Below are 22619 nucleotides of genomic sequence, written 5' to 3'. Positions count from 1 at the left end.
TGCCCAAACCCAACGGCGCTGTTCCCAAGGGGCGTTGGTGCGTGAAGTGGCCCGGAGCAGAGATCGGCGACCGCGGTGCTAGCCGAGGCGGGATACCTGGTAGTGGCTGATGAGCCAATCGGCGTCCGAGCGCTTCAGCAGTAGGAGCAGGTTGATGCTGACCGTGGGCCGGTCGGTGAACGAGAAGTCGACGGCCAGGTAGCCGAGCGCGATGTCCTCGGAGAGGCGCCTGCTCTCCAGGATGCGGTAGGTGGCTGACAAGCCCGGGGGCTGGGACGCGTAATAGTCGGCGACTCCCCGCCTTCCCACGCTGTACGGACGCAGCCCCTGGAAGATCGCGTCCTCGGTGAAGAGGGATGCGATCCGCTCCGGCTCGTGGTTGTCGACACCTGCCTTCCACCGGTCGAGGACGTCATGCAGGATCGCTTCGGTGTCTGTAGTGTCGGGCATCGGTGTTCTCCTTCAGTGACCCGCGCTCATGCCGCCGTCGACATGGAGGATTTCACCGGTGACGAACGGGGCGTTCTCCAAATAGACCACCGCGTCCACGATGTCGCTCTGCTCACCCATCCGGCCGACCGGGTGCAGGCCGGCGAGGACCTCATGGGCCTCCTCGGGGTGCATGGGCGTCTTGATGGTGCCGGGTGAGACGGCGTTGGTGCGGATGCCGCGGGTGGCGTATTCGATGGCGAGGGACTTGGTGGCGGACTGGAGGCCGCCCTTGGTCAGCGAGGCCAGTACGGAGGGGACGCGGGCGTCGGCGTTGTCGACCAGGCTGGTGGTGATGTTGACGATGTGCCCGCCGCCCTGGGTGAGCATCTGCTCGATGGCCAGTTGGGTGATGCGGAAGAAACCGGCGAGGTTCACACCGGTCACGGCGGCGTAGTCGTCCTGGGTGTAGTCGGTGAAGGGCTTGGATGCGAAGATGCCCGCGTTGTTGACCAGGGTGTCGATGCGGCCGAAGCGCTCGATGGCGGCGGCGATGACGCGTTCGGCGGTGGCGGGGTCGGCGATGTCGCCCGGGACGGTCAGGACGCCCGCGTCGTGGGAGGGGGCGATGGTGCGGGACGTGGCGACGACGGCGTAGCCGAGCTTGCGGTAGGCGTCGACGAGACCGGCGCCTATGCCCTGCGAACCGCCGGTGATGACTGCGACCTTCTGAGTGCTCATGATGACCTTCTCTGGGATGGAGCTGAATGAGGAATAGCCGACCGGTCGACTATTTGCGAACGTAGGCGGCTGAGCAGGGGAAGTCAAAGGTCAAGAGGGGGTGGGCCGGGACCTGCTTCCTCGTACCTGTTAGGCACAGGCTCCCAGTGCAGGTCGGTGCGGTCGCGGGCTGGGTGCGGGGGAGTGGTGGAGGTTACCGGCGCCGATACGGGTCGCCGTCGGGCAGCCAGCCGTCCGGGCCGTGGATCCCGAGGTCACCGACACCGTCACAGAGTGCGTCGACGACGGCGAGGACTGCGGTACGGACTTCGTCGCGGCGCCACACCAGGGACCAGGTCCAGTGGATCCGCGGCGTGACGACGGGGCGCTGGACGAGGTCGGGCGGGAGCGGAGTGGTCTGCCCCTTGGGCGAGTTGATGACCGGGCGGCCGCTGCGGCGGACGTGGTCGAAGAAGGCGGGGCCGGTGATGCCGCCGTCGGAGATGTGCAGCGTGCGGGCCCCGGTGTCCTTGGCCAGTTGTTCGGCGTAGACGTTCCAGGACGACCAGGAGGTGATGTCGTCGTCCAGGAGGACGACGGTGTCCTCGGCGGCCACCTCGCTGGTGTCAGTGCCGGTGGCGACGGCATGGAGCCGGTCCGCGCCGATGAGCCGGGCGCGCAGGTTGCGCTTCTCCAGGTCCTCGGTGCGTACCCAGCACACGGCCAGGTCCAGGCTCCCGTCGGCAACCCGGGCGGCCTGGCTGTGCGAGGGGGCGACCCACGCGTCGATGTGGACCTGGGCCACGGCTGATGTGCGGGCGATCAGGTCCGCGGGGAGCCAGTTGACGTAGCCGAGCCGAACCGGTTCGGAGCCCGATAGCCGACGCGCACGCCGCTGCAGGTCGTCGGCGCGTTCCAGCAGGGCGCGGGTGTGCGGGAGCAGGGCCGAGCCGGCCGGGGTGAGGGACACCGAACGGCGGTCGCGGTCGAACAGGCGCACCCCCAGGTCGCGTTCGAGCGCCTTGATCTGCTGAGACAGGGACGGTCCGGCGATCAGGAGTCGCTGGGCGGCCCGGCCGAAGTTCAGCTCCTCGGCCACGGCGACGAAGTAGCGAAGTTGGCGCAGCTCCACGCCCGCCATGGTGCGTCGGTGAGGGGCCATGCCTCCCAGGAGGGAGACGGCTGGTCGTGGCGTCGCGCCTGGTGGCGTACGGATGATGGCGGCATGGAGACCCGAGGTGAAGTGACCGCGGCGGCCGTGGACGAGCCCGGCGGGCGGCGGGCCGCCGGGGCGGTCCGCGCGAGGGAACTGGCCGCGACCGGCAAGAGCGTACGACCGCCGCGCGCTCCCTCGGCCCGAGGAAGCGCTCCGCGCTTCTCGCCCTGGGGTCACGTCGCCCAAGCCGCCGCGGCGCTCGCCGCGGGCATGGGGGTCGGCCGGTTCGTCTACACCCCGATCCTCCCCCTGATGCACGCCCAGGCGGGACTGTCCGCGGGCTCGGGAGCCGATCTGGCCACCGCCAATTACATCGGCTACCTCGTCGGCGCGCTCGTCGGCATCCTGGCCCCCGCACTGGTCCGCTCGCCCGTCCTGCTGCGCGCTTCCCTGATCGCGCTGACCGGCAGCCTGGCCGCGATGCCCGCCACCCACGGCACGGCGGTGTGGATCGTGCTGCGGCTGCTGGCCGGTGTCGCCAGCGCCCTGATCTTTGTCATCGCCGTCAGCTCCCTCCACAGCCATCTGCGCGAGCACCCCGCCCACCTGCCCGGATGGGCCTTCGGCGGCGTGGGTGCCGGCATCGCCCTGTCCGGCCTCCTCGCCCTCGCCCTGCGTTCCGTCGCCGACTGGCGGGCCGCCTGGTGGGCCTCGGCGGCCCTCGCCGCCGTCCTCACCCTCGCCTCATGGAACCTGCGCCCCGAACCGGCTCCCGCGGCCACCGCGGAACGGGGCAGGACGGCGGTCGATGGGCCAAGGATCCGTACGCACCGCTGGTTCGGTGTGCTGTTCGCCTCCTACAGCCTGGAAGGCATCGGCTATATCGTCGCCGTCGGCATCGCCCTGCCGGCACTTGTCGGTGGTGTGGCGGCGGCTCTCGGCTCCGCGGTCCTGTTCGGCGCCACCTTCATAGGCGTCAGCAACCTCGCCCTCGCCGCGGGGGCCCATCTGCGGTTTCCCCGCTCGGTCGCGCTGCTGACCGCCGGCTACTCGGTCGGTCAGATCCTCGGCCCGCTGGCCGTCGCGCCACTGCTCCGCCACGGCTGTCACCAGGCGCTGATCCTGGCCGCCGCCGTGGTCCTGGCCGCCGCCGCGGCCGCCGCCGTACTGCGGATCGGCTTTCCGAACCGCGTAGGCGAGCGTTAGACACCGGCCACGGTCTCGCGCGGCGCATGAGTGCCGAGCAGGGCAAGGCAGTTCGCCCACAAGGGGCCCAGCTGCTGGGTGCTGTTGTAGAGCTTGGCGAACAACACCTGACCCTCGAGCTGGGCAACCACCGCCCGCGCCGCTTCCCGGGTGTCGGCCACCTCGACCTCCTGCCGCTCAAGAGCCTCGGCGATGACCGAGTCGACCATCTCGACCTGCGCCTCGAAGATCTCCTGCAGCCGGGTGCGGATGGCCTCGGTCTGGTTGCTCATCTCCAGGGTGAGGTTCCCGAACAGACACCCCGAGACGGTGCCGCAACTCTGCTGGGCGGTACGGAGGCCGACCTCCGTCTCCTCGAACAGCCGGCGCAGCCGCAGCAGCGGTTGGGCGTCACCGCGTTGGGCGTCACCGCCGAGTGCGGTTGCCCAGGTGCGCTTCTGACCGGCCCAGTGCTCATCGATGACGGCCAGTGCCAGGGACTCCTTCGAATCGAAGAAGTAGTAGAAGCTCCCCTTGGGCACACCGGCCGTCCGGCAGATCTCGGCCACCCCCAGCGCCGAGTAACCGTGCGTCTCGATGAGCGACCGAGCGGCGCTCAGAATTCTCTCGCGAGCATCACTGGTCCGTCCCATGGACCCAGTTTACGACCGGTCGTCTATTACTCCCTGCGGCGAAATCGTCGACAATCCTACTGTTGACAGTTGCGCATAGGCGTGGCCATGCTGCGACTACCCCCGGAAACCTGGAGTCCCCACACCCGCACAGGAGTCGCCTCGCCATGACCAGCCTGTCCCCGCATCTGCGCCAAGCCACCCCCGTCACCGCCGAACGCGGCGAAGGCGTCTATCTCTACGGCACCGACGGCCGCCGCTACCTCGACTTCACCGCCGGTATCGGCGTCACCAGCACGGGGCACTGCCATCCGCGCGTCGTCGCCGCGGCCCAGGAGCAGGTGGGCAAGCTCATCCACGGCCAGTACACGACCGTGATGCACCAGCCGCTGCAGCGGCTCGTCGAACGGCTCGGGGATGTGCTGCCCGCCGGCCTGGACAGCCTGTTCTTCTCCAACTCCGGCAGTGAGGCCGTCGAAGCGGCGCTGCGGCTGGCCCGGCAGGCCACCGGCCGCCCCAACATCGTGGTCTTCCACGGCGGTTTCCACGGGCGCACCGTCGCGGCCGCCACCATGACCACGTCCGGCACCCGCTTCCGCACCGGGTTCTCCCCGCTGATGTCGGGCGTCGCCGTCGCCCCGTTCCCCACCGCCTTCCGCTACGGATGGGACCAGGAGACCGCGACCCGCTTCGCGCTCACCGAGCTCGACTACCTGCTGCAGACCGTCACCGCGCCCCAGGACACCGCGGCCTTCGTGGTCGAGCCCGTGCTCGGCGAAGGCGGCTACATCCCCGCCGACCCGGCCTTCCTGCGCGGGCTGCGCGAGCGCGCCGACCGCCACGGCATCGTGCTCGTGGTGGACGAGATCCAGACCGGTTTCGGCCGCACCGGCCACTACTGGGGCCACGATCACGCCGACGGCGTCCGCCCGGACATCATCACCATCGCCAAGGGGCTGGCCAGCGGATTCCCGCTGTCCGGCATCGCCGCCTCGCAGGAGCTGATGAGCAAGGCGTACCCCGGCTCGCAGGGCGGCACCTACGGTGGCAACGCCGTGGCGTGCGCGGCCGCGGTCGCCACCCTCGACGTGATCCGGGACGAGAAGCTGGTGGAGAACGCCGACGCCATGGGGCGGCGGCTGCGCGCCGGTCTGGAAGAGGTCGCCCGCACCACGCCGGGCATCGCCGACGTCCGCGGACTGGGCCTGATGCTCGCGAGCGAGTTCGTCACCGCCGACGGATCCCCCGACCCGGACACCGCCGCCCGGGTACAGCAGGCCGCCGCAGCCGAGGGGCTGCTGCTGTTGCTGTGCGGCCCCTGGAACAGCGTCGTACGCATGATTCCGGCGCTGGTCATCGACGAGACCGCCGTCGACGAGGGACTGCGCGCCTGGCGGGCCGCCGTCGAGGCGGGCACGGCCGCCACGTCATGACCGGCACCACCCCCTCTCCGGCCACCACTGCGGACCTGGCGGAGGCCCTGCGCCGGGAGGTGCCGTCCCTGCGGGTCGACACCTCCGGCGGCAGGCGCGCACAGTACGCGTACGACGCGTCGAATTACCGGGTGCCGCCGCTGGCCGTGGCGTTCCCCGCCGACGCCGACGAGGTCGTCGGCGCGCACAAGGTCTGCCACCGGCTCGGCGTGCCGGTCACCTCACGCGGCGCGGGCACCAGCATGGCCGGCAACGCCGTCGGCGCCGGTCTCGTCCTGGACCTGTCCCGCCATCTGCGGCGCGTCCTGGACATCGACGCGGACGGGCGGACCGCGCGTGTCGAGGCCGGGATCGTCCTCGACGACCTGCAGGACGCCGCCGCCCCGTACGGGCTGGTCTTCGGCCCCGATCCGTCCTCGCACAGCCGCTGCACCATCGGCGGCATGATCGGCAATGACGCGTGCGGCAACCACTCCGTGCGCTACGGCCGCACCGGCGAGCACCTGGTCGCCCTCGACCTGGTCCTGGCCGACGGCACCCGTGCCATCGCCGACCGGGACGGACTGCGCGCTGTGGACGAGGCGGGCCGGGAGCGGGTGGCGGAGCTGACGGCCGACCTGCGCGGCATCGTCGAGGCCAACCTGGCGGCGATCCGGCTGACGCTCGGCCGGATTCCGCGCCAGGTCTCCGGCTATCAGCTGCAACATCTGCTGCCGGAGCACGGTTTCGACGTCGTACGTGTCCTCGCCGGCACCGAGGGGACCTGCGCCACGGTGGTGTCCGCCACCGTACGGCTGATGCCGAAGCCACCGGCCGCGCTGCTGGTGGCGCTCGGCTACGACGATGTCGTCGACGCGGCCGAGGATGTGCCGCTCATCCTGAAGTTCTCCCCGGCCGCCGTCGAGGGTCTTGACGAGGCGATCGTGGCCACCATGCGCCACCGCCGGGGCGCCGCCTCGGTGACCGGACTGCCCGAAGGTCGCGCATGGCTGTACGTCGACCTCGACGGGGAGGAGTCACAGCAGGTCGCCGCAGAGGCCGAACACCTCCTGGACGAGCTGAAGGCGGCGGGCCGGATGGTGTCCGGCCGCCTGATCACCGACCGCTCCGAGCGGGCTTCCCTGTGGCGGGTGCGTGAGGACGGCGCGGGGCTGGCCGCCCGGCTGACCGACGGCAGTGCGTCGTGGCCCGGCTGGGAGGACGCGGCGGTCGCCCCCGACCGGCTGGCCGGCTATCTGCGCGACTTCCGCGCCCTCATGGCCGACCACCGGCTCACCGGTGTGCTGTACGGACACTTCGGCGCGGGCTGCGTCCACGTACGGATCGACTTCCGCCCCGACACCGACGACGGCCGGGCCGCCATGCGCGCCTTCCTCACCGACGCCGCCAACCTCGTCGTACGGCACGGAGGAACGCTCTCGGGTGAACACGGCGACGGCCGGGCGCGCGGCGAACTGCTGTCGGTGATGTACGACCGGCCGATGCTGGACGCCTTCGCGGCGTTCAAACACGCCTGGGACCCCCAGGGACTGCTCAACCCGGGCATCCTCGTCGACGCCCGCCCACTGGACGCGGACCTCGCCCTCGACACGGGCCGCACCACCACCCCCCAGGCGGTGTTCACCTTGCTGGAAGACCCGGACGGCATCGCGGGAGCCGTGGGCCGCTGTGTCGGAGTGGGCCGCTGCCGGAGCCACAGCGGCGGTGTCATGTGCCCCAGCTACCGGGCCACCGGCGACGAACAGCACTCCACCCGCGGACGGGCGCGGACCCTCCAGGAGATGCTGCGCGGCGCACTGCGCGGCGGGTGGCGCTCCCGCGAAACGCGCGAAGCGCTCGATCTGTGTCTGTCGTGCAAGGCATGCTCCAATGACTGCCCGGTCGGCGTCGACATGGCGACCTACAAGTCGGAGTTTCTGCACCACCACTACCGGTGGCGCCCGCGCCCCCTCTCGCACTACTCGCTCGGCTGGCTGCCGCTGTGGACGGCGCTCGCCGGACGTATGCCCAAGCCGGTCAACGCGGTGATGGGCAGCCGCCTCGGCCCCTGGATCGCCCGCCTGGGCGGAGTCACCACCAAGCGGAGCCTGCCCGCCTTCCACGGGCGGCGCGCATGGCGGCGCGGTCTGACCGCCGGGCCGGCCGAAGCCAAGTCCGCGGTGCTCGTGGTCGACTCCTTCACCCGGGCATTCCGCCCCGAGCTGGCGGGAGCGGCGTCCCGGGTCCTCGCCGAGGCCGGGCTGCCCACCCGGGCGCGCGGCGACATCTGCTGCGGCCTGACCTGGATCACCACCGGCCAGCTCGGCATCGCCCGCCGCGTACTGGCGCGCACCGCAGCGGCACTCGACACGCCAGAGGGTGGACCCATCGTGGTCACCGAACCCAGCTGCGCCGCCGCCCTCGCCAAGGACCTGCCGGAGCTGGTGGACAGCGACGCGGCACGCCGTGTCGCCGCCCGGGTGCGCACCTTCACCGGGGCGCTCGCCGAGCGCGTGGCCGCGGGGTGGCGCCCCGGTCACGTACCCGACGAGGTGGTTCTGCAGACCCACTGCCACCAGTACGCGGTGTTCGGCACCGGACAGCAACGCGATCTGCTGCGCGACCTGGGCATCGAGAAGATCACCGAGGCCACCGGCTGCTGCGGGGTGGCCGGCAACTTCGGCTTTGAACACGATCACTACGATGTGTCGCTCGCCGTGGCCGACCAGGCACTGCGCCCGCGGCTGGAAGCCGCCGACCCAGGCACACCGGTCCTGGCCGACGGATTCAGCTGCCAGATGCAGATCGAGCACCTGGTCGGAGACGACCACCCCGGCGGCACACATCTGGCGCAACTCCTGGACGACCCCCAATCCCCTTCGCGTTCCTGAGGTTTGGAGACACGACATGGCCGACATCAAGACGGACGTCATCGGACACGTTCCGCGGCAGCTGTTCATCGCGGGCCAGTGGGTGCCGGCGGCCGACGGCCGTACCTTCGGTGTGGAGAACCCCGCCACCGAGACACAGCTGTGCGAGGTCGCCGACGGTGGCGCCGCCGACAGCGCCCGCGCCGTCGAGGCCGCGGTGGCTGCCCAGACATCCTGGGCCCGCACCGCGCCGCGGGCGCGCAGCGAGATCCTGCGTCGCGCCTACGAACTGCTCATGGAGCGCACCGATGAGCTGGCGATGCTGATGACTCTGGAGATGGGCAAGCCGCTCGCCGAGGCGCGCGGTGAGGTGGCGTATGCCGCCGAGTTCTTCCGCTGGTTCTCCGAAGAGGCCGTGCGTATCGACGGCTCCATGACGACCACACCCGACGGCCGCAACCGCGTCCTGGTCATGCGGCAGCCGGTCGGCCCCTGCATGCTGATCACGCCGTGGAACTTCCCGCTGGCGATGGGCACCCGCAAGATCGGGCCCGCGGTGGCCGCCGGCTGCACGATGGTGCTCAAGCCGGCGCCCCAGACCCCGCTGTCCAGCCTCGCGCTGGCCGGGATCCTCCAGGAAGCCGGGCTGCCCGACGGTGTGCTCAACGTCGTCACCACCACCCGCGCCCAGGAAGTGGTCGAACCGGCCCTGCGCGGCGGCCGCATCCGCAAGCTGTCCTTCACCGGCTCCACCGCCGTGGGCCGGCTGTTGCTCGCCCAGTGCGCGGACACGGTGATCCGGACATCCATGGAGCTGGGCGGCAACGCCCCCTTCATCGTCTTCGAGGACGCCGATATCGACGTGGCCGTCGAAGGTGCCATGGTGGCGAAGATGCGCAACATGGGTGAGGCGTGTACGGCGGCCAACCGGCTGTTCGTCCACCATTCCGTCGCGGACGAGTTCGCCAAGCGCCTCGCCACGCGTATGGCCGCCCTCAGCGTGGGCCCGGGCACCCGTGACGGCGTCCAGGTCGGCCCCCTCATCGACGCCGCCGGCAAGCAGAAGGTCGTCTCGCTCGTCGAGGACGCGGTCGCCAAGGGCGCCAAGGTCGTCGCCGCCGGTGACGCGCCGCAGGACGTCGGCCATTTCTACCCGCCGACCGTACTGGCCCAGGTCAGCACGGACAGCGACATGCTGACCACCGAGATCTTCGGCCCCGTGGCCCCGGTCATCGCCTTCGACGACGAGAACGAGGCCGTACGCCTGGCCAACGACACCGAGTGGGGGCTCGTCGGCTATATCTTCACCCAGGACGTCGACCGTGCCCTGGACATCAGCGAGCGGCTGGAGGTGGGTATGGTCGGCCTCAACACGGGCCTGGTCTCCAACCCGGCCGCGCCCTTCGGCGGGGTCAAGCAGTCGGGCCTGGGCCGGGAAGGCGGGCGTGTGGGCATCGAGGAGTTCTTGGAGTACAAGTACATCGCCACACCCGTGCGGGACCGGTCCGGTTCATGAGTACCGTCATGCCGGTCAGAGGTGGCGGGACGCCGCAGCCGGCACAGCCGCGAAGGAGATCAGGGAACGTGTCGCAGCCGGGGCTCGAGGAGCTCACCCCCGTCAACCCGCGGACCACTTCCGAGATCATCGCCGACCGGCTGCGGGGTCAGATCGTCTCCGGCGCGTTCGCGCCGGGCAGCAGGATGATCGAGCCGCAGCTGGCGACCCGGCTGGGCGTCAGCCGCGGGCCCGTACGGGAAGCGCTCCAGCGCCTGGTGCAGGAGGGGCTGCTGACCAACATCCCCAACCGGGGGGTGTTCGTCGTCGAGCTGGACGCCGCCGACATCAGGGACATCTACACCGCCCGGCGTGCCATTGAGCGCGAAGCGGCCACCCAGCTGCACCGGAGCAGGTCCCAGGCCCACCTCGACCGGCTCGCGGCCGTCGTCGACGAGATGCGCTCCCTGGCCGGACAGGGCGACAGCCGCCTCGTCGCCGAGCAGGACCTGGCCTTCCACAGCGCTCTCGTCGACGCCGCCGAGAGCCCGAGACTCAGCAGGATGTTCACCACCCTCCTCGCCGAGACCCGAATCTGCCTGGGCAGCCTGATGGACTTCTACCCGGAGCAGGAACTGCTCGTCGCCGAACACCAGCAGCTGGTGGTCCTGCTCCAGGGCGAGGACGAACAGGCATTGCTGGACGCCGTCAACGCGCATCTGGACTCGGCGGTGCGTGACCTGACACGTGCCGACGAGACCTGAAGACACCGCCCTTTCTCGTCCCACGCCGTGGACGGTACGCCCGCCAACCTCTTGGGAGAGCCGTATGCCCGATCAGCCCGCCACCGCCCTCAGGGCCGCCCAGCTGCAGGCAGCCGCCCGCGACCATCTGCTCCTGCACTTCGGCCGGCACGCGAGCCTGCGCAACGGGCAGGGAGTGTTCCTGCCCGACCGGGCCGAAGGCGTCTACGTCCACGACGCGGCCGGGAAACGCTATATCGACGGCCTGTCCGCCCTGTTCTGTGCCCAGCTCGGCTACTCCTACGGACCCGAGTTCGCCAAGGCGGCCGAAGAGCAGCTGAACCGCCTGCCGTTCAGCACCCTGTGGAACATCGCGCACCCCGCCGCCATCGAGCTGTCCGAACGACTCGCCGCGCTGGCCCCCGACGGCATCAACCGCGTGTTCTTCACCTCCGGCGGTTCGGAGTCCGTGGAGTCCGCGTGGAAGCTCGCCCGCATGTACCACGTGGCGCAGGGCCAACCGCAGCGCACCAAAGCCATCGCCCGTCACACCGCATACCACGGCCAGACCATGGGCGCCCTCGCGCTGACGGGCATTCCGGCGCTCAAGGAACCCTTCGGCACACCGGCCTTCGAAGTCACCCATGTGCCCAACACCAACCGCTACCGCACCACCGACGCCGACGAGGACGCCTTCACCCAGCGGCTGCTGGCCGAAACCGAGGCGGCGGTGCTGGAGGCCGGCCCGGAGAACGTGGCCATGCTGATCGCCGAACCCGTGCAGAACGCCGGTGGCTGCTTCACACCCCCGGCGGGCTACTGGGCAGGGCTGCGGGCGATGGCGGACCGGTACGGATTCCTCCTGGTCGCCGACGAGGTCATCACCGGCTTCGGCCGTATCGGCGAGTACTTCGCGGTGTCCAAGTACGGCGCTGTCCCCGACATGATCACCACAGCCAAGGGGCTCACCTCGTCCTACGCCACGCTCGGCGCCGTCCTGGTGTCCGACAAGGTGTCCGAGCCCTTCTACGACGACGGCGTGACACTCCTGCACGGGCTGACCTTCGCCGGCCATCCGGTCGCCGCCGCCACCGCCCTGACCAACCTCGACATCTTCGAACGAGACGGTGTCCTGAACAACGTCCGGTCCCTGACCGGGCACCTCCACAAGCGGCTCATCGAACTGACCGAACTGAGCATCGTCGGCGATGTCCGTGGTGACGGCTTCTTCTGGGCCCTCGAACTCGTCGCCGGACCGGACGGCGAGCGCTTCGACGCCGAGCGCAAGGACGAACTGATCAAGCAGTTCCTCCCTGCCCGCATGCGCGACCTCGGACTCCTGGCCCGCGCGGACGACCGTGGCGACCCGGTCGTACAGATCGCTCCGCCCCTGATCGCCACCCAGGAAGAACTCGACCACATCGTCGATCTGCTGGGCCAGGCCCTGACCGACGCGGACCGCCACTTCCGCCACGGCCGCTGAGCCGCCGCTTGTCAGCTCGATCTGGTAGACACGTGCCACGCCCCAATCCGCCTCATCGGAGGTTGGGGCGTCGGCCCAGGGGCGGGCTACGACGATACGGGGAGACGGCGTGTACAGCTTCTACGTGTTCGAAGGATCATTTCACCAGGGCGGCGGTGGATGGGAGGACATCGAGGTCAGCCACAGCCTTCCCGCGATCCAGCAGGCCGCGGTCGAGTACATCCGGCTCGGTAACTGGGCCGGGGCGAGGGACAACTTCCTCGTCAGGGTTTACCAGGCAGGGCAGTTGGCGATGGAGGTGGACCTCTACCCATTCCTCCAGGTCAAGGTCCCCGAACTCACCATGATCAGCTTCGGGAGCGGCGGGCAGCCGCACGGGGGAGAGCCCGAACCCGGAAGCGAGTACGAAGAGGAGATGGACGAGTACGAGCCCGGTGAATGGATCGAGTTCTACCTCCATAACGTCTTCCAGGCGATCGTGGAAGAGGAAGCCGACGACATCGAGGTGACGATCGACTGGGCACGCCTTGCGCTCCCCGAGTTGAAGCAGCCGGTACTTCCTGACGGGAAAGGCGTCTATGTCCGGCAGATCCAGGGGAACAAATCGACATGGCGAGAGGCCATTACGGTCGACGACGAAGTCGACCCGGATGACGACCTCGAGGAACGGTTCGGGTACGGCCGATACCTCACCTGTGGCTACAACTCCATCGACCTCTGATCAGGTTTTTCGAAGAACCGGCGGTCCGCGGGCCAGGACGTCCACCACACACTCCCCTCCGGAGCGGTAATCAGCCCGTGTGTGGGCACTCGGGACCGAATCAAGACTGGCAACAGCCCGGGAGAGGACGGGAGAGGAGCCGGCGATGACGATTCCTCCCACCGCGTACGCGCCCTCGTCGTACTGGATGTCGTCGGCACCCGGACCGTCCTTCCCGGCGCTTGAGCCCGGCTGGGAGGGCACCGCTCCGGATGTCGAGGTCGCCGTGGTCGGCGGCGGTATCGCGGGTATCTGCACGGCCTGGGAGCTGGCGCGCGCCGGACGCCGGGTGGCGCTGGTGGAGGCGGGCCGGCTGGCCGCCGGTGCCACGGGCCACACCACGGCCAAGCTCTCCGCCCTCCAGGGGCTGGCGTACCAGGACATCCGCACCGCACGAGGGGAGGAGGCGGCCCGGCGCTACGCCACGTCGCAGACCGACGCCGTGGACTGGGTGCGGCAGGTGGCCGCCGAGCTCGGGATCGACTGCGATCTTGAGGAGCGCCCCGCCGTCACGTACGCCGAGGGCGAGGAGACCGTGGAGAAGGTGCGGGCCGAGGCGGAGGCCGCCTCGGCAGCCGGGCTGAAAGCCTCGTTCACGACCGGGACCGACCTGCCCTTCCCGGTCACGGGGGCGGTGGAGGTCGCGGGGCAGGCGCAGTTCCACCCGCGCAAGTACCTGCTGGCACTGGTGGAGGATCTGGTCGCGCGAGGCGGTCTGGTCTTCGAGCACTCACGTGTGACGGGTCTCAGCGAGGGCCATCCGTGCCGTCTGACCACCGATCGCGGAGCGCGGTTGCGGGCCCGCGACGTGGTGGTGGCCACGGCCTATCCCATCTTCGACCGAGCCCTGCTCTTCCCCCGTCTGGAAGTGAAACGGGAACTGGTCATCGCCGCGGTGCTCCCCTCCGACCGCGCCCCGCACGGCATGTATCTCACCCCCGAGGACGGCACCCGCTCGGTGCGCACCGCGCCGTACCGGCCGGGCCGGCGGTTGCTCATTGTCACCGGGGAGAAGTTCACCCCCGGCGCCGGTGACGTCGAACGACGCTACGCGCGGCTGATCGACTGGACGCATGATCGTTTCCCCGACGCCGAACCCGCCTTCCGCTGGGCTGCGCAGGACAACTGGACCACCGATCATGTGCCCTACGTGGGCCCCCTGCACCCCGCCTCCCGTCATGCCTTCGTGGCCACGGGCTTCGCCGGGTGGGGCCTGACCGGCGGCGTACTGACCGGTCGGCTGCTGGCCGCGCGACTCGCGGGACGGCCCTTGCCGTGGGAGGGCCTGTACGATCCGCGGCGGCTGCATCCGGTACGGGAGGCCCCCGCGCTGCTCAGGTTCCAGGCCACCGCCGCGCGCCACTTCATCGGTGACCGGCTGTCTGCCGACGGCACCGGCGCGGTACGGGACATCCCACCCGGTGGCGGGGCGGTCGTCCGCCTCGGCGGGCGGCAACGGGCCGTCCACCGCGATGAGCGCGGCGAGTTGCACGCGCTGTCCGCCCGCTGCACCCACCTGGGCTGTCTGGTGCGGTTCAACGACGCCGAGCGGACCTGGGAGTGCCCCTGTCACGGCTCGCGGTTCGCGGTCGACGGCCATGTGCTGCAGGGCCCGGCGGTACACCCGCTGAAGCGGATCGAGGATCCGCGTCCTGGATGTAGGTCTCCATCGCGATTGCCCTTCTGAACGGGCCGGCGGGGCTCCGCCTGCCCACCGCACTTCGCCGGGCTCCCCTGATCGCCATGGTGATTCCTGACGAATCCGTCGGCCCTGCTCGGTTCTCCACACAGCGGAACCCCTCCCGTCGCCCCTCTTCGGTCGCCCGGTGGGCCGTTTGTCCCCCGGCCGGCGGGGGCACCCGTGGCTCATGGACCAAACGGAGGCTCCCGTTCTGGAGGCCCTTGCCCGGTGTCACGAGCGTGGGGCCTTCCCGTTCACCCTGCCCGGACACAAGCAGGGAGTCTCCGGTGTCCTTCGAGAGGGCGTTCGCGGAACGGCTCGGTGTTTCCTTTGCAAGGCGACCTTATCGACCCCGCCCTGCTGAAGTCCCGCGCCGATCTCCTCGGCACCACCAGCCCGAGTGTTCTTCTCTGCGCGGGCAAGGACGCGTGGCGCCGGCAGAGGACCGTATCGCCCGGCGGGGTGCTGAAGCAGTCGGCCCTGGAGTCCCGGACCGGGAATGCGTCCGGCAGGGTCGGCGTCAGGCGCGCGACACCACCCGCGCGCGATTGGCGGACTTCGTCGCATCCGGTTATGGACCGGAAATCACGGGGACACGGGACACGGAACTCGGGGAAATCTGGACGGGAGGGACGAATCATGCCCGCAGGATCCGACCGCAAGCGTGAGCGACAGTACGAGCACATCAAGGAAGACGCCCAGAAGCGCGGCGCATCCACCGGCCGTGCCAAGGAAATCGCCGCTCGAACGGTCAACAAGGAACGCGCCCGTTCCGGGGAGTCGAAGTCCGTCGGCCGGACCTCGACACAGGACAGGAAGTCCGCACCCCAGCGGGGCGGCCAGCATTCGCACGGTGGCCCCCAAGGCCCGACCCGCGACCAGCTGTACAACGAGGCCAGGCAGCGAGGCATCGAGGGCCGCTCCCACATGAACAAGGAACAGCTGGCCAAGGCCCTGGGCCGCTGACCGCCCAGGGCCGTCGCGCACTCAGTCTGAAAGGTCGGACCGCCATGCTGATGGCACACCCTGTGGTGTTGCGCAATCTCCTCCAGCAGTACGAAACCCTCCAGGCACTGCATGCGGAAGCGGGTGGGCCCGAAATTCGGCAGCGCATGGACGACGTGGCTTACACCCTGTGCATCTCGACCGGGACTCGGGATGTGGACACTGCTCTGGTCGCCGCCCGGTACCAGCTCCCCGGCGCTCGTGTGTATGACGATTCCGTCGTGGACTGCTGAGAAATCCACGTGGGAGGAAGACGATGTTGATCTGTTTCCGACCCTGGCGGTCGGGTGACTCGCCGGGCTGAGACAGAAGCCCCACGAGGAGGGAAGCCGCCATGAGCGACGCGAAGACGGAACGCAGGCTCGCAGCCCAGATGCCGGAGGGGGACGTGGTCGGGATCTTGTTGGAACAGCACGCCCGGATACGGGATCTCTTCGCGGATGTGAAGGGCGCGGAGGGCGACCACAAGCAGCAGGCGTTCGATGAGTTGAGGGCCCTGCTGGCGGTGCACGAGACGGCCGAGGAAATGATCGTACGGCCGGTCGCGCGGGAGACCGCCGGGAAAAAGGAGGCCGATGCCCGCAACCATGAGGAGCAAGAGGCGAACAAGGTGCTCGCCGCACTGGAGAAGATGGATGTCGCGAGCGCCGAGTTCGACACCCGCCTGGCGGAGTTCGAACGAGCCGTGGTGGACCACGCCGAACACGAGGAGAACGAGGAGTTCCCCGCGGTGCACGAAGGGCGTACGGAGAACCAGCTCCGGCGCATGGGCACCATGCTGCGCGCGGCCGAGAAGATCGCACCGACCCACCCGCACCCCTTGGCGGCGGGGTCCCCCGCGGCCCAGTGGAGCGTGGGCCCGTTCGCGTCCCTCGTGGACCGCACACGTGACGCGATCAAAGCCGCCATGCCGAGCTGAGGACTGCTGAGGACTTCTGACCGAACCGTCATGAGCCGCGCAGGGCGCCGAGCCGACGCCGGGCCGGGCCCGGGGCCCGGCCCGGCCGGTGATCCCGGACCAGGGGCGGGCGCGGGCCCGGTCGGCGGCGTTGGCGATGGTCCAGCGGCGGGGGCCCAGGTCCGGGTCGTCGAGCTGCTCCCAGGTGATCGGCACGGCGACGGGGGCGCCGGGCCGGGCGCGCACCGTGAAAGGGGCGACGGCGGTCTGCGCGTAGGCGTTGCGCTGTATGTCGAGGTAGAGCCGGTCTCCGCGGTCCTGCTTGCGGGCGGCTGTGGTCAGCCGGTCGGGGTGCTCGGCGACGAGCAGCTCTGCGGTGTCCCGGGCGAAGGCGCGCACCTCGTCGAAGCCGTGACGTCCGTTGAGGGGCACGACGACGTGCAGTCCGCGCGAACCCGTGGTCATCAGGACCGACGGCAGCCGCAACTCGCCGAGCAGTTCGCCCAGCCATCGGGCGGCCTCGCGAACCGCGCCGAAACCGTCCCCGGAAGTGTCGGCGGGATCGAGGTCGAAGACCATCAGGTCCGGACGGTCGAACTGCTCGCGCCGCGCCAGCCAGCGGTGCAGGGTCAGGCACGCCTGGTCGGCGAGGAAGGCGAGGGTGGCGGAGTCGTCGCAGACGGTGTGGCAGACGGTGCCGTCCTCCTTCGGCACCTCGACCCGGGTGATCCACTCCGGATAGTGCGCGGGGGTGTTCTTCTGCATGAACAAAGGCCCGTCTACGCCGTCCGGATGCCGCTCCAGCATCAGCGGGCGGCCACGCAGGTGCGGCAGCATGAAGGCGGCGACGGACCGGTAGTACGAGACGAGGTCTGCCTTCGTGTACTCCTTGCCGTCACCGTCGTCGTCCGGGGGGAACAGTACTTTGTCCGGCCGGTGGACCTCGATGGTGCGGCGTCCGGCGCGGACGGTACGCACGTCGCGGCTGCCGCTCATGGCGCGGCCGCCGTCTCCACCGGAGTCACCACCGAGTGTTCCGGGCGATCCGTGTGCTCCATGGCCGCCGGGTACCCGCCTCACTGACCCATAACGCCACGGGCCACCCGAGCCAGGCTCGCGACATGGACATCCCTTCCCCGGCCCGAACGCCGCGTGCGCTCAGCGGATGAGGTGGTTGGTGGCGGGGTACCCGGCAGGCGAGCGTGGTGACCGGCGCCGCCCGATCGTGAAGGGGTTCATCATGGCCCAGCGCGTACGCGACCTCATGGCCGATGTTCCCATGATGGTCGAATCACAGGAGTCAGTGGCATCCGTGGCCCGGCTGATGCGCGATCAGGGCGTCAGTGCGGTCCTGGTGAAGGACTGCGACCGTCTGAGGGGATTGGTCACCGACCGCGACTTGGTGGTCAGCGCACTCGCTGACGGGGCGGACCCTGAGCAGACGGCTGTGATTCGGACAGTGAATGAGGACCTGATGACCGTCGGCGCGGACGACGACGTCGACCAGGTCATCGAGGTGATGCGGGAATATTCGGTCCGGCGCGTCCCGGTCGTCGACGGAGACGGGAAGCCCATCGGCAGCGTCTGCTTCAGCGATCTGGCAATCGAGGAGAACTCGGAATCGAGGCGTGCGCGCACCGTGGCACCGACCCCTGACCTCCACGGCGGGCCCGGACGGAGCTGAACGGATCCGGCTGAACGGATCCGGCTGAACGGATCCGATGCCGCGGGTCTCCGGTCCGCGGGGATCACCGGAAACGCGCTCGCCGCTGCCGGGCATTCGATGCCGACGGGCGGGTACTCAGGACCGATGGACACGACACAAGAGCAAACGGCCGCTGCGGGGGCGGCGGCAGGGATGGTCGCCATCGTCTTCTGCGGTCTGCTCATCACGGCCGCGCTGGTGTGGACCGTGCAACTCGGCATTCGGGTGCGACGAGAAGAGCCCGCACCACCCGGGCCCGCCGAGCAGCCCACGTTGCCCGAGTCGGGGCCGGTTCGCGCGGAGTGGCAGATACGCGAGCCGAACGAGGTGCCCCGTGCCACGGGGGAAAGAGGCCGACGCACCCCGTACGAACTCGGGAACGCGCCGAGCAGGCCGCGCGAAGACCAGATCTCCCCCGGCGATGGCGATGGCGACGGCGATGGCGATGGCGACCGTGAAAGTGCGGCCCGCACCCGCGCGCGGCACCCCCGAGGGAGGTAATCCGCGGCGCGGTGACGGGGCGACCGGGTCCGTACATGTGAGCCTGTGGGCCGGATACCCGGCGGGCGGGAGGTGCGTAGACGGTGGCGCGACGACTGATGACGGGCGCCGAACTCCTGGGCTGGTGGGCAATGTTGGTCCTGCTCTGGATCGTGTTGATCGGCCCAGTGGAGACCCTGGAGTGGCTGGTCGGCGCCGGTGCCGGACTGGTGTCGGCCGCTGCCGCCCGCGGCGCGCGGCGCGCGGCCGGTGACCCGTGAACGGCTGGACCGCCGCGGGCGCCGCATCGCTGCTCTGTGGAGTGGCACCGGCTGCATGGTGTGCGGCCACCGGCCCGGCCCGTCGCCGCGTGCCGGCACAGAACCTGACCACCACCTTTCTGTCTCTGGTCTTCCTCTTGCTGGCCCAAGGTTTTCGTCGCACGGCCTATACCGATACGGCGCTGGTCCTTTCGGCGCTCGGTCCGGCCGGCACTCTGCTTTATGCGCGTCTGCTTTCCGACGAGTTGGCGTACCACCCGCCGCAGTCGCGCTCGCTGCGTACGGTGACCGCGCTGAGTTACCTGGCGGTGCCGGCGGTACTGCTGCCCTTGTGCCTCGTCACCGGCCCTGGTCGGGCCATGGTGAAACTACTGGTCATCGGCGCCCTGTTGATTCTCGGCAGCTGGGGCGCGGCCCAGGCGGTGACCGCCGCCGCCACCGCGGGACACCCGCCCGGAGCGCCTGTGGAGGGGATGGATGATGGCTGACGACCTGCCGTTGCTGCTCGGCCTTCTGCTGGTGGCCGCGGCCGGGACCGGAACCGTCCTGGTGCGCGACCCTGTGCGGCAGTCCTTTCTGATGTCGCTGTTCGGCCTTGCGCTTGCCACCCTCTTCCTGCTGCTTCAGGCGCCCGACGTCGCGCTCTCCCAGCTGGCGGTCGGTGCCGCGGTGACGCCGCTGATGGTGCTGCTGTCCGTGCGCAAGGTGCGCCGCAGGGCCCGCGGCGAGCGCCGGGAGGGGCGCGAGTGAGGGCGCGGATGCGGCTGTGGGTGCTGGCCCTCGGGGGCCTGGGCACGGCCGTGCTGTATCTACTGGCCTGCTACGACCTGCCCGCCTTCGGCGGACAGCGGCACCCCTACGGCGACCGCGCGGTGCGGGCCGCTCTCGCCCGGCACACCGCCAACACCGTCTCCTCGGTCAACTTCGACCAGCGTGCCTTGGACACCCTCGGCGAGGAGTCCATCCTCTTCGGCTCCGTCCTGGGCACCGTCGTGCTGCTACGGCAGGCCCGCGATGAGGACCGGCTGCCCCCACAGCCGGTCCGGGTGGCGCCGCCGGTACGCCGTTACGCCCTGCTCGCGCTGCCGGTCACCCTGTTGATCGGACTGTATGTCGTCGCCCACGGCCAGCTCAGCCCGGGCGGCGGCTTCCAGGGCGGCGTGGTGGTGGCGACCTCGCTGCACCTGCTCTACATCGCCGTGGACTACCGGGCGCTGGAGCGGATCCGCCCCGTCGGCCTGTACGAGGTGGCGGACGCCGCGGGCGAGGCGGGCTACCTCCTGCTGGGCGCGGCCGCGCTGCTGACCGGTGCTGCCTTCCTGACGAACTTCCTGCCCTACGGCACCTTCAACACCCTTGCCTCCGGCGGCACCGTCCCGCTGCTCAATGCCGCCATCGGAGTGGAGGTCGCAGCCGGGGTCGTGGTCCTGCTGGCCGGTTTCCTGGACCAGGCCGTGGAGATCGAGAGCGAACGACAGGACGTCGATGCGGAGGGCGAGCGGTGAGCGTGCTGCCGTATGCGGTCGCGGGGTGGCTGTTCCTGATCGGCTGTTACGGGCTGGCCACGAGCCGCAACCTCATCCACGCGGTGGGCTGTCTCTCGGTCTGTCAGTCCTCGACGTATGTGCTGCTGCTCGCCATCGGGTACCGGAAGGGCGGCACCGCCCCGGTCTTCTCCGACATCACCCCCGGCTCGCGCCCGGTCGTCGACCCAGTCGTCCAGGCCCTCACCCTCACCGACATCGTCATCGGGGCGACCGTCACCGCGCTGCTGCTCTCCCTGGTCATCCAGATCGCCAAACGGCACGGGACGGTGGATCCCGACCAGCTCTCGGAGCTGAGGGGATGACCGCCGCGCGGATCCTGCCACTCATCGTGGGCGTCCCGCTGTTCGGCGCCGCGTTGCTGGTCGGAGCGGGCCGCCGGCTGCCGCGGTACGCCGCCGAGCTACTGGCCTGCCTGTTCGCCGCGGCCGGCGCGGCGCTCGCCCTGTGGGCCGCGGCGGCCGGCCCGTCGTCCGCCGCGCCGCTCGTCGAGTGGGTGGGGGACTGGCGGCCGCAGGGCGGGGTGAGCGTCGGCATCGTCCTGGTCGGCGACCGCATCGGCCTGGGGCTTGCCACTCTGGTCTCGCTGCTGGTGCTGGCCGCACTCGCCTACGCCTGGCGATACTTCGACGAACCGCCACGACGCCATGCCGGTGCCTTCCCCGGACTGGTGCTGCTCTTCCAGGCGGGCATGTGCGGCTTCGCTCTGACCGGCGACCTCTTCAACGCGTTCGTCTTCTTCGAGCTGATGAGTGTGGTCGCGTACGCGCTGACCGGCTACCGCGTCGAGGAGGCACGCGCCGTGCAGGGCGGCCTGGTGTTCGGTGTCGTCAACTCGCTCGGCGGCTACGCCATGTTGTCGGGTATCGCCCTGCTGTACGCCCGCACCGGCGAACTGGGCCTTGCGCAGATCGGACAGGCGCTGGACGCCCACCCCGCCGACGGTCCGGACGCGCTGGTGATCGCGGCCTTCGTCCTCGTGGCCACCGGACTGTTCGTCAAGGCCGCCGCGGTTCCCTTCCACTTCTGGCTCGCCGACGCGCACGCGGTGGCACCGACCCCCGTGTGCATGCTGCTGTCGGGGGTGATGGTCGAGTTGGGCGTATACGGGACGGCCCGCGTCTACTGGACCGTCTTCGCCGGCCCCGGCGGCATCCCGGCCCCCGACGTACACCGGGCAGTGCTGACCCTGGGCGTGCTGACGGCCGTACTGGGCTCGCTGATGTGCTGGCAGCAGCGTCACCTCAAGCGGATGCTCGCCTACTCGACGGTCGCGCACACCGGGCTGTTCCTGATCGGCCTGGCGCAGCTCACTACCGAGGGGATCGGCGGAGTCGCCCTGTACGTCCTGTCACACGCCGGGACCAAGGCCGCGCTGTTCGCCTGCGTGGGGATCCTGCTGGACCGTTACGGGAGCGTCGACGAACACCAACTGCACGGCAGGGGACGGGAACTGCTCGGGGTCGGCGCGATGTTCGGGCTCGGTGGCCTGGCCCTCGCCGGGCTGCCACCGTTCGGCACCGCGCTGGGCAAGTCGGTCACCGAGGAGGCTGTGGGGGGCTGGGGGACCGCACTGTTCGTGCTGGTCTCGGCGCTCACCGGCGGCGCGGTGCTGCGCGCCGGTGCCCGGGTGTTCCTCGGGCTCGGCACCCGCCCTCCGGACGCCCCGGAAGAGACCACCGGCGAAGCGGAGGAGCCGGAGACGCGGGGCGGGCCGCTGTCCCGGATCCCGGACTCGATGCTCGCCGCACCGGCCGTACTGCTCGCCGGGGCGCTGGCGGTGGGTCTGGTCCCCGGCCTGCGCACCGGTGTCGGTCACGCCGCGGACACCTTCACCGATCACCACGGCTACCTCGCCTCCGTACTGTACGGCCGGCCGGCACAGCCCGCGCCCGCCCCCGCGCCGCACTGGACGGCGGCCGGCCTGCTGTGGGGTCTGCTGGCCACCGCCCTGGCGGCGGCGCTGGCACTGCTGGCCACACGGCGTTCGGCGGGCCAACCGGCCCGCTGGTTCACCCCGCTGAGACGGCTGCACTCCGGCCATGTGGGCGACTACGTCGCGTGGTTCCTGGTGGGCATCACCCTCTTGGGAGCCCTGCTCGTCTGAGCTCCCCGGCTCCCCTTCGGCCTCGCCGGCACG

At 70.4% G+C, this 22619-nt stretch carries 23 protein-coding genes and 1 pseudogene; 19 read left to right on the top strand and 5 right to left on the bottom strand.

The window, feature by feature from the left end; translation table 11 throughout:
- Positions 1 to 78: 78 nt before the first annotated feature.
- The 3 genes from ACFV2X_RS02180 to ACFV2X_RS02170 form a co-directional block, all read right to left on the bottom strand.
- A complete protein-coding gene (locus ACFV2X_RS02180) occupies positions 79 to 450 on the bottom strand; it encodes a YybH family protein (protein ID WP_385610157.1) in 372 nt (123 codons plus the stop codon).
- A 12-nt stretch (positions 451 to 462) separates the two neighbouring features.
- Positions 463 to 1170: an SDR family NAD(P)-dependent oxidoreductase gene (locus tag ACFV2X_RS02175; protein ID WP_385610154.1), complete on the bottom strand. Its 708-nt coding sequence runs from the start codon at positions 1168 to 1170 to the stop codon at positions 463 to 465.
- Positions 1171 to 1363: 193 nt separating this feature from the next.
- Positions 1364 to 2290, bottom strand: a complete 927-nt coding sequence (locus ACFV2X_RS02170) for a LysR family transcriptional regulator (protein ID WP_385610413.1) — start codon at positions 2288 to 2290, stop codon at positions 1364 to 1366.
- A 285-nt stretch (positions 2291 to 2575) separates the two neighbouring features.
- Here ACFV2X_RS02170 and ACFV2X_RS02165 point away from each other — a divergent pair, with 285 nt between their 5' ends.
- Entirely contained in the window at positions 2576 to 3511 is a 936-nt protein-coding gene (locus ACFV2X_RS02165) for a YbfB/YjiJ family MFS transporter (protein ID WP_385610410.1), read from the top strand.
- Here the strand turns inward: ACFV2X_RS02165 and ACFV2X_RS02160 are convergent.
- Positions 3508 to 4143, bottom strand: a complete 636-nt coding sequence (locus ACFV2X_RS02160) for a TetR/AcrR family transcriptional regulator (RefSeq protein ID WP_385610152.1) — start codon at positions 4141 to 4143, stop codon at positions 3508 to 3510. The genes ACFV2X_RS02165 and ACFV2X_RS02160 overlap by 4 nt on opposite strands.
- A 146-nt stretch (positions 4144 to 4289) precedes the next feature.
- Here ACFV2X_RS02160 and ACFV2X_RS02155 point away from each other — a divergent pair, with 146 nt between their 5' ends.
- The 10 genes from ACFV2X_RS02155 to ACFV2X_RS02110 all read left to right on the top strand — a co-directional run bounded on the left by ACFV2X_RS02155 (position 4290) and on the right by ACFV2X_RS02110 (position 16490).
- Complete coding sequence (locus ACFV2X_RS02155; protein WP_385610149.1) at positions 4290 to 5555, top strand: aspartate aminotransferase family protein; 1266 nt, start codon at positions 4290 to 4292, stop codon at positions 5553 to 5555.
- Complete coding sequence (locus tag ACFV2X_RS02150; protein WP_385610147.1) at positions 5552 to 8425, top strand: FAD-binding and (Fe-S)-binding domain-containing protein; 2874 nt, start codon at positions 5552 to 5554, stop codon at positions 8423 to 8425. The genes ACFV2X_RS02155 and ACFV2X_RS02150 overlap by 4 nt, the downstream gene beginning before the upstream one ends.
- A 16-nt stretch (positions 8426 to 8441) precedes the next feature.
- Positions 8442 to 9920 (top strand): NAD-dependent succinate-semialdehyde dehydrogenase, encoded by a 1479-nt coding sequence (locus tag ACFV2X_RS02145; protein WP_385610144.1) that lies wholly within the window; start codon positions 8442 to 8444, stop codon positions 9918 to 9920.
- Positions 9921 to 9988: 68 nt separating this feature from the next.
- Positions 9989 to 10663 (top strand): GntR family transcriptional regulator, encoded by a 675-nt coding sequence (locus ACFV2X_RS02140; RefSeq protein ID WP_385610141.1) that lies wholly within the window; start codon positions 9989 to 9991, stop codon positions 10661 to 10663.
- A gap of 64 nt (positions 10664 to 10727) precedes the next feature.
- Positions 10728 to 12125, top strand: a complete 1398-nt coding sequence (locus ACFV2X_RS02135; RefSeq protein WP_385610138.1) for an aspartate aminotransferase family protein — start codon at positions 10728 to 10730, stop codon at positions 12123 to 12125.
- 109 nt (positions 12126 to 12234) lie between these two features.
- Positions 12235 to 12846 (top strand): hypothetical protein, encoded by a 612-nt coding sequence (locus ACFV2X_RS02130; protein WP_385610136.1) that lies wholly within the window; start codon positions 12235 to 12237, stop codon positions 12844 to 12846.
- A 145-nt stretch (positions 12847 to 12991) separates the two neighbouring features.
- Positions 12992 to 14572, top strand: a complete 1581-nt coding sequence (locus ACFV2X_RS02125; RefSeq protein WP_385610133.1) for an FAD-dependent oxidoreductase — start codon at positions 12992 to 12994, stop codon at positions 14570 to 14572.
- 633 nt (positions 14573 to 15205) lie between these two features.
- On the top strand, positions 15206 to 15532 hold the full coding sequence (locus ACFV2X_RS02120) for a plasmid stabilization protein (protein ID WP_385610131.1): 327 nt from the start codon (positions 15206 to 15208) through the stop codon (positions 15530 to 15532).
- A gap of 44 nt (positions 15533 to 15576) precedes the next feature.
- Positions 15577 to 15804, top strand: coding sequence for a DUF5133 domain-containing protein (locus tag ACFV2X_RS02115; RefSeq protein ID WP_385610128.1), 228 nt, complete (start codon positions 15577 to 15579; stop codon positions 15802 to 15804).
- A 101-nt stretch (positions 15805 to 15905) separates the two neighbouring features.
- Positions 15906 to 16490, top strand: coding sequence for a hemerythrin domain-containing protein (locus ACFV2X_RS02110; protein ID WP_385610126.1), 585 nt, complete (start codon positions 15906 to 15908; stop codon positions 16488 to 16490).
- Positions 16491 to 16518: 28 nt separating this feature from the next.
- On the opposite strand, the pseudogene ligD reads toward ACFV2X_RS02110, so the two are convergent.
- A pseudogene (ligD, locus tag ACFV2X_RS02105) lies at positions 16519 to 17465 on the bottom strand (non-homologous end-joining DNA ligase).
- Between the two features lie 244 nt (positions 17466 to 17709).
- Between ligD and ACFV2X_RS02100 the strand changes: the two are divergent.
- The 8 genes from ACFV2X_RS02100 to ACFV2X_RS02065 all read left to right on the top strand — a co-directional run bounded on the left by ACFV2X_RS02100 (position 17710) and on the right by ACFV2X_RS02065 (position 22586).
- The gene (locus ACFV2X_RS02100; RefSeq protein ID WP_385610124.1) at positions 17710 to 18153 is read left to right on the top strand and encodes a CBS domain-containing protein; all 444 of its coding nucleotides are present in this window, start codon (positions 17710 to 17712) and stop codon (positions 18151 to 18153) included.
- Positions 18154 to 18279: 126 nt separating this feature from the next.
- Positions 18280 to 18675 (top strand): DUF6479 family protein, encoded by a 396-nt coding sequence (locus ACFV2X_RS02095; RefSeq protein ID WP_385610122.1) that lies wholly within the window; start codon positions 18280 to 18282, stop codon positions 18673 to 18675.
- An 83-nt stretch (positions 18676 to 18758) separates the two neighbouring features.
- Positions 18759 to 18935 carry a hypothetical protein gene (locus ACFV2X_RS02090; protein WP_385610119.1) on the top strand — a complete coding sequence of 59 codons (177 nt, stop codon included), beginning with the start codon at positions 18759 to 18761 and terminating at the stop codon, positions 18933 to 18935.
- Positions 18932 to 19423 carry an MrpF/PhaF family protein gene (locus tag ACFV2X_RS02085; RefSeq protein ID WP_385610116.1) on the top strand — a complete coding sequence of 164 codons (492 nt, stop codon included), beginning with the start codon at positions 18932 to 18934 and terminating at the stop codon, positions 19421 to 19423. Before ACFV2X_RS02090 ends, ACFV2X_RS02085 begins: the two co-directional genes overlap by 4 nt.
- Positions 19416 to 19685 (top strand): hydrogenase subunit MbhD domain-containing protein, encoded by a 270-nt coding sequence (locus tag ACFV2X_RS02080; RefSeq protein WP_385610407.1) that lies wholly within the window; start codon positions 19416 to 19418, stop codon positions 19683 to 19685. The genes ACFV2X_RS02085 and ACFV2X_RS02080 overlap by 8 nt, the downstream gene beginning before the upstream one ends.
- Entirely contained in the window at positions 19682 to 20440 is a 759-nt protein-coding gene (locus ACFV2X_RS02075) for an MnhB domain-containing protein (RefSeq protein ID WP_385610113.1), read from the top strand. Before ACFV2X_RS02080 ends, ACFV2X_RS02075 begins: the two co-directional genes overlap by 4 nt.
- Positions 20437 to 20784: a sodium:proton antiporter gene (locus ACFV2X_RS02070; RefSeq protein ID WP_385610110.1), complete on the top strand. Its 348-nt coding sequence runs from the start codon at positions 20437 to 20439 to the stop codon at positions 20782 to 20784. The genes ACFV2X_RS02075 and ACFV2X_RS02070 overlap by 4 nt, the downstream gene beginning before the upstream one ends.
- Entirely contained in the window at positions 20781 to 22586 is a 1806-nt protein-coding gene (locus tag ACFV2X_RS02065) for a complex I subunit 5 family protein (RefSeq protein WP_385610107.1), read from the top strand. The genes ACFV2X_RS02070 and ACFV2X_RS02065 overlap by 4 nt, the downstream gene beginning before the upstream one ends.
- Positions 22587 to 22619: the final 33 nt, after the last annotated feature.

It is taken from the genome of Streptomyces sp. NPDC059679, from assembly GCF_042734105.1.
Classification (GTDB): domain Bacteria; phylum Actinomycetota; class Actinomycetes; order Streptomycetales; family Streptomycetaceae; genus Streptomyces.
The sequence above is the reverse complement of the archived record's forward strand: the minus strand, read 5'-3'. Positions and strand labels throughout refer to the sequence as shown.

Excerpts from the sequence above, each read along its gene's own strand:
- ACFV2X_RS02180 (WP_385610157.1), bottom strand. The coding sequence starts at position 450 with ATGCCCGACACTACAGACACCGAAGCGATCCTGCATGACGTCCTCGAC.
- ACFV2X_RS02175 (WP_385610154.1), bottom strand. The coding sequence starts at position 1,170 with ATGAGCACTCAGAAGGTCGCAGTCATCACCGGCGGTTCGCAGGGCATA.
- ACFV2X_RS02170 (WP_385610413.1), bottom strand. The coding sequence starts at position 2,290 with ATGGCGGGCGTGGAGCTGCGCCAACTTCGCTACTTCGTCGCCGTGGCC.
- ACFV2X_RS02165 (WP_385610410.1), top strand. The coding sequence starts at position 2,576 with ATGGGGGTCGGCCGGTTCGTCTACACCCCGATCCTCCCCCTGATGCAC.
- ACFV2X_RS02160 (WP_385610152.1), bottom strand. The coding sequence starts at position 4,143 with ATGGGACGGACCAGTGATGCTCGCGAGAGAATTCTGAGCGCCGCTCGG.
- ACFV2X_RS02155 (WP_385610149.1), top strand. The coding sequence starts at position 4,290 with ATGACCAGCCTGTCCCCGCATCTGCGCCAAGCCACCCCCGTCACCGCC.
- ACFV2X_RS02150 (WP_385610147.1), top strand. The coding sequence starts at position 5,552 with ATGACCGGCACCACCCCCTCTCCGGCCACCACTGCGGACCTGGCGGAG.
- ACFV2X_RS02145 (WP_385610144.1), top strand. The coding sequence starts at position 8,442 with ATGGCCGACATCAAGACGGACGTCATCGGACACGTTCCGCGGCAGCTG.
- ACFV2X_RS02135 (WP_385610138.1), top strand. The coding sequence starts at position 10,728 with ATGCCCGATCAGCCCGCCACCGCCCTCAGGGCCGCCCAGCTGCAGGCA.
- ACFV2X_RS02125 (WP_385610133.1), top strand. The coding sequence starts at position 12,992 with ATGACGATTCCTCCCACCGCGTACGCGCCCTCGTCGTACTGGATGTCG.
- ACFV2X_RS02120 (WP_385610131.1), top strand. The coding sequence starts at position 15,206 with ATGCCCGCAGGATCCGACCGCAAGCGTGAGCGACAGTACGAGCACATC.
- ACFV2X_RS02115 (WP_385610128.1), top strand. The coding sequence starts at position 15,577 with ATGCTGATGGCACACCCTGTGGTGTTGCGCAATCTCCTCCAGCAGTAC.
- ACFV2X_RS02110 (WP_385610126.1), top strand. The coding sequence starts at position 15,906 with ATGAGCGACGCGAAGACGGAACGCAGGCTCGCAGCCCAGATGCCGGAG.
- ACFV2X_RS02100 (WP_385610124.1), top strand. The coding sequence starts at position 17,710 with ATGGCCCAGCGCGTACGCGACCTCATGGCCGATGTTCCCATGATGGTC.
- ACFV2X_RS02095 (WP_385610122.1), top strand. The coding sequence starts at position 18,280 with ATGGACACGACACAAGAGCAAACGGCCGCTGCGGGGGCGGCGGCAGGG.
- ACFV2X_RS02080 (WP_385610407.1), top strand. The coding sequence starts at position 19,416 with ATGGCTGACGACCTGCCGTTGCTGCTCGGCCTTCTGCTGGTGGCCGCG.
- ACFV2X_RS02065 (WP_385610107.1), top strand. The coding sequence starts at position 20,781 with ATGACCGCCGCGCGGATCCTGCCACTCATCGTGGGCGTCCCGCTGTTC.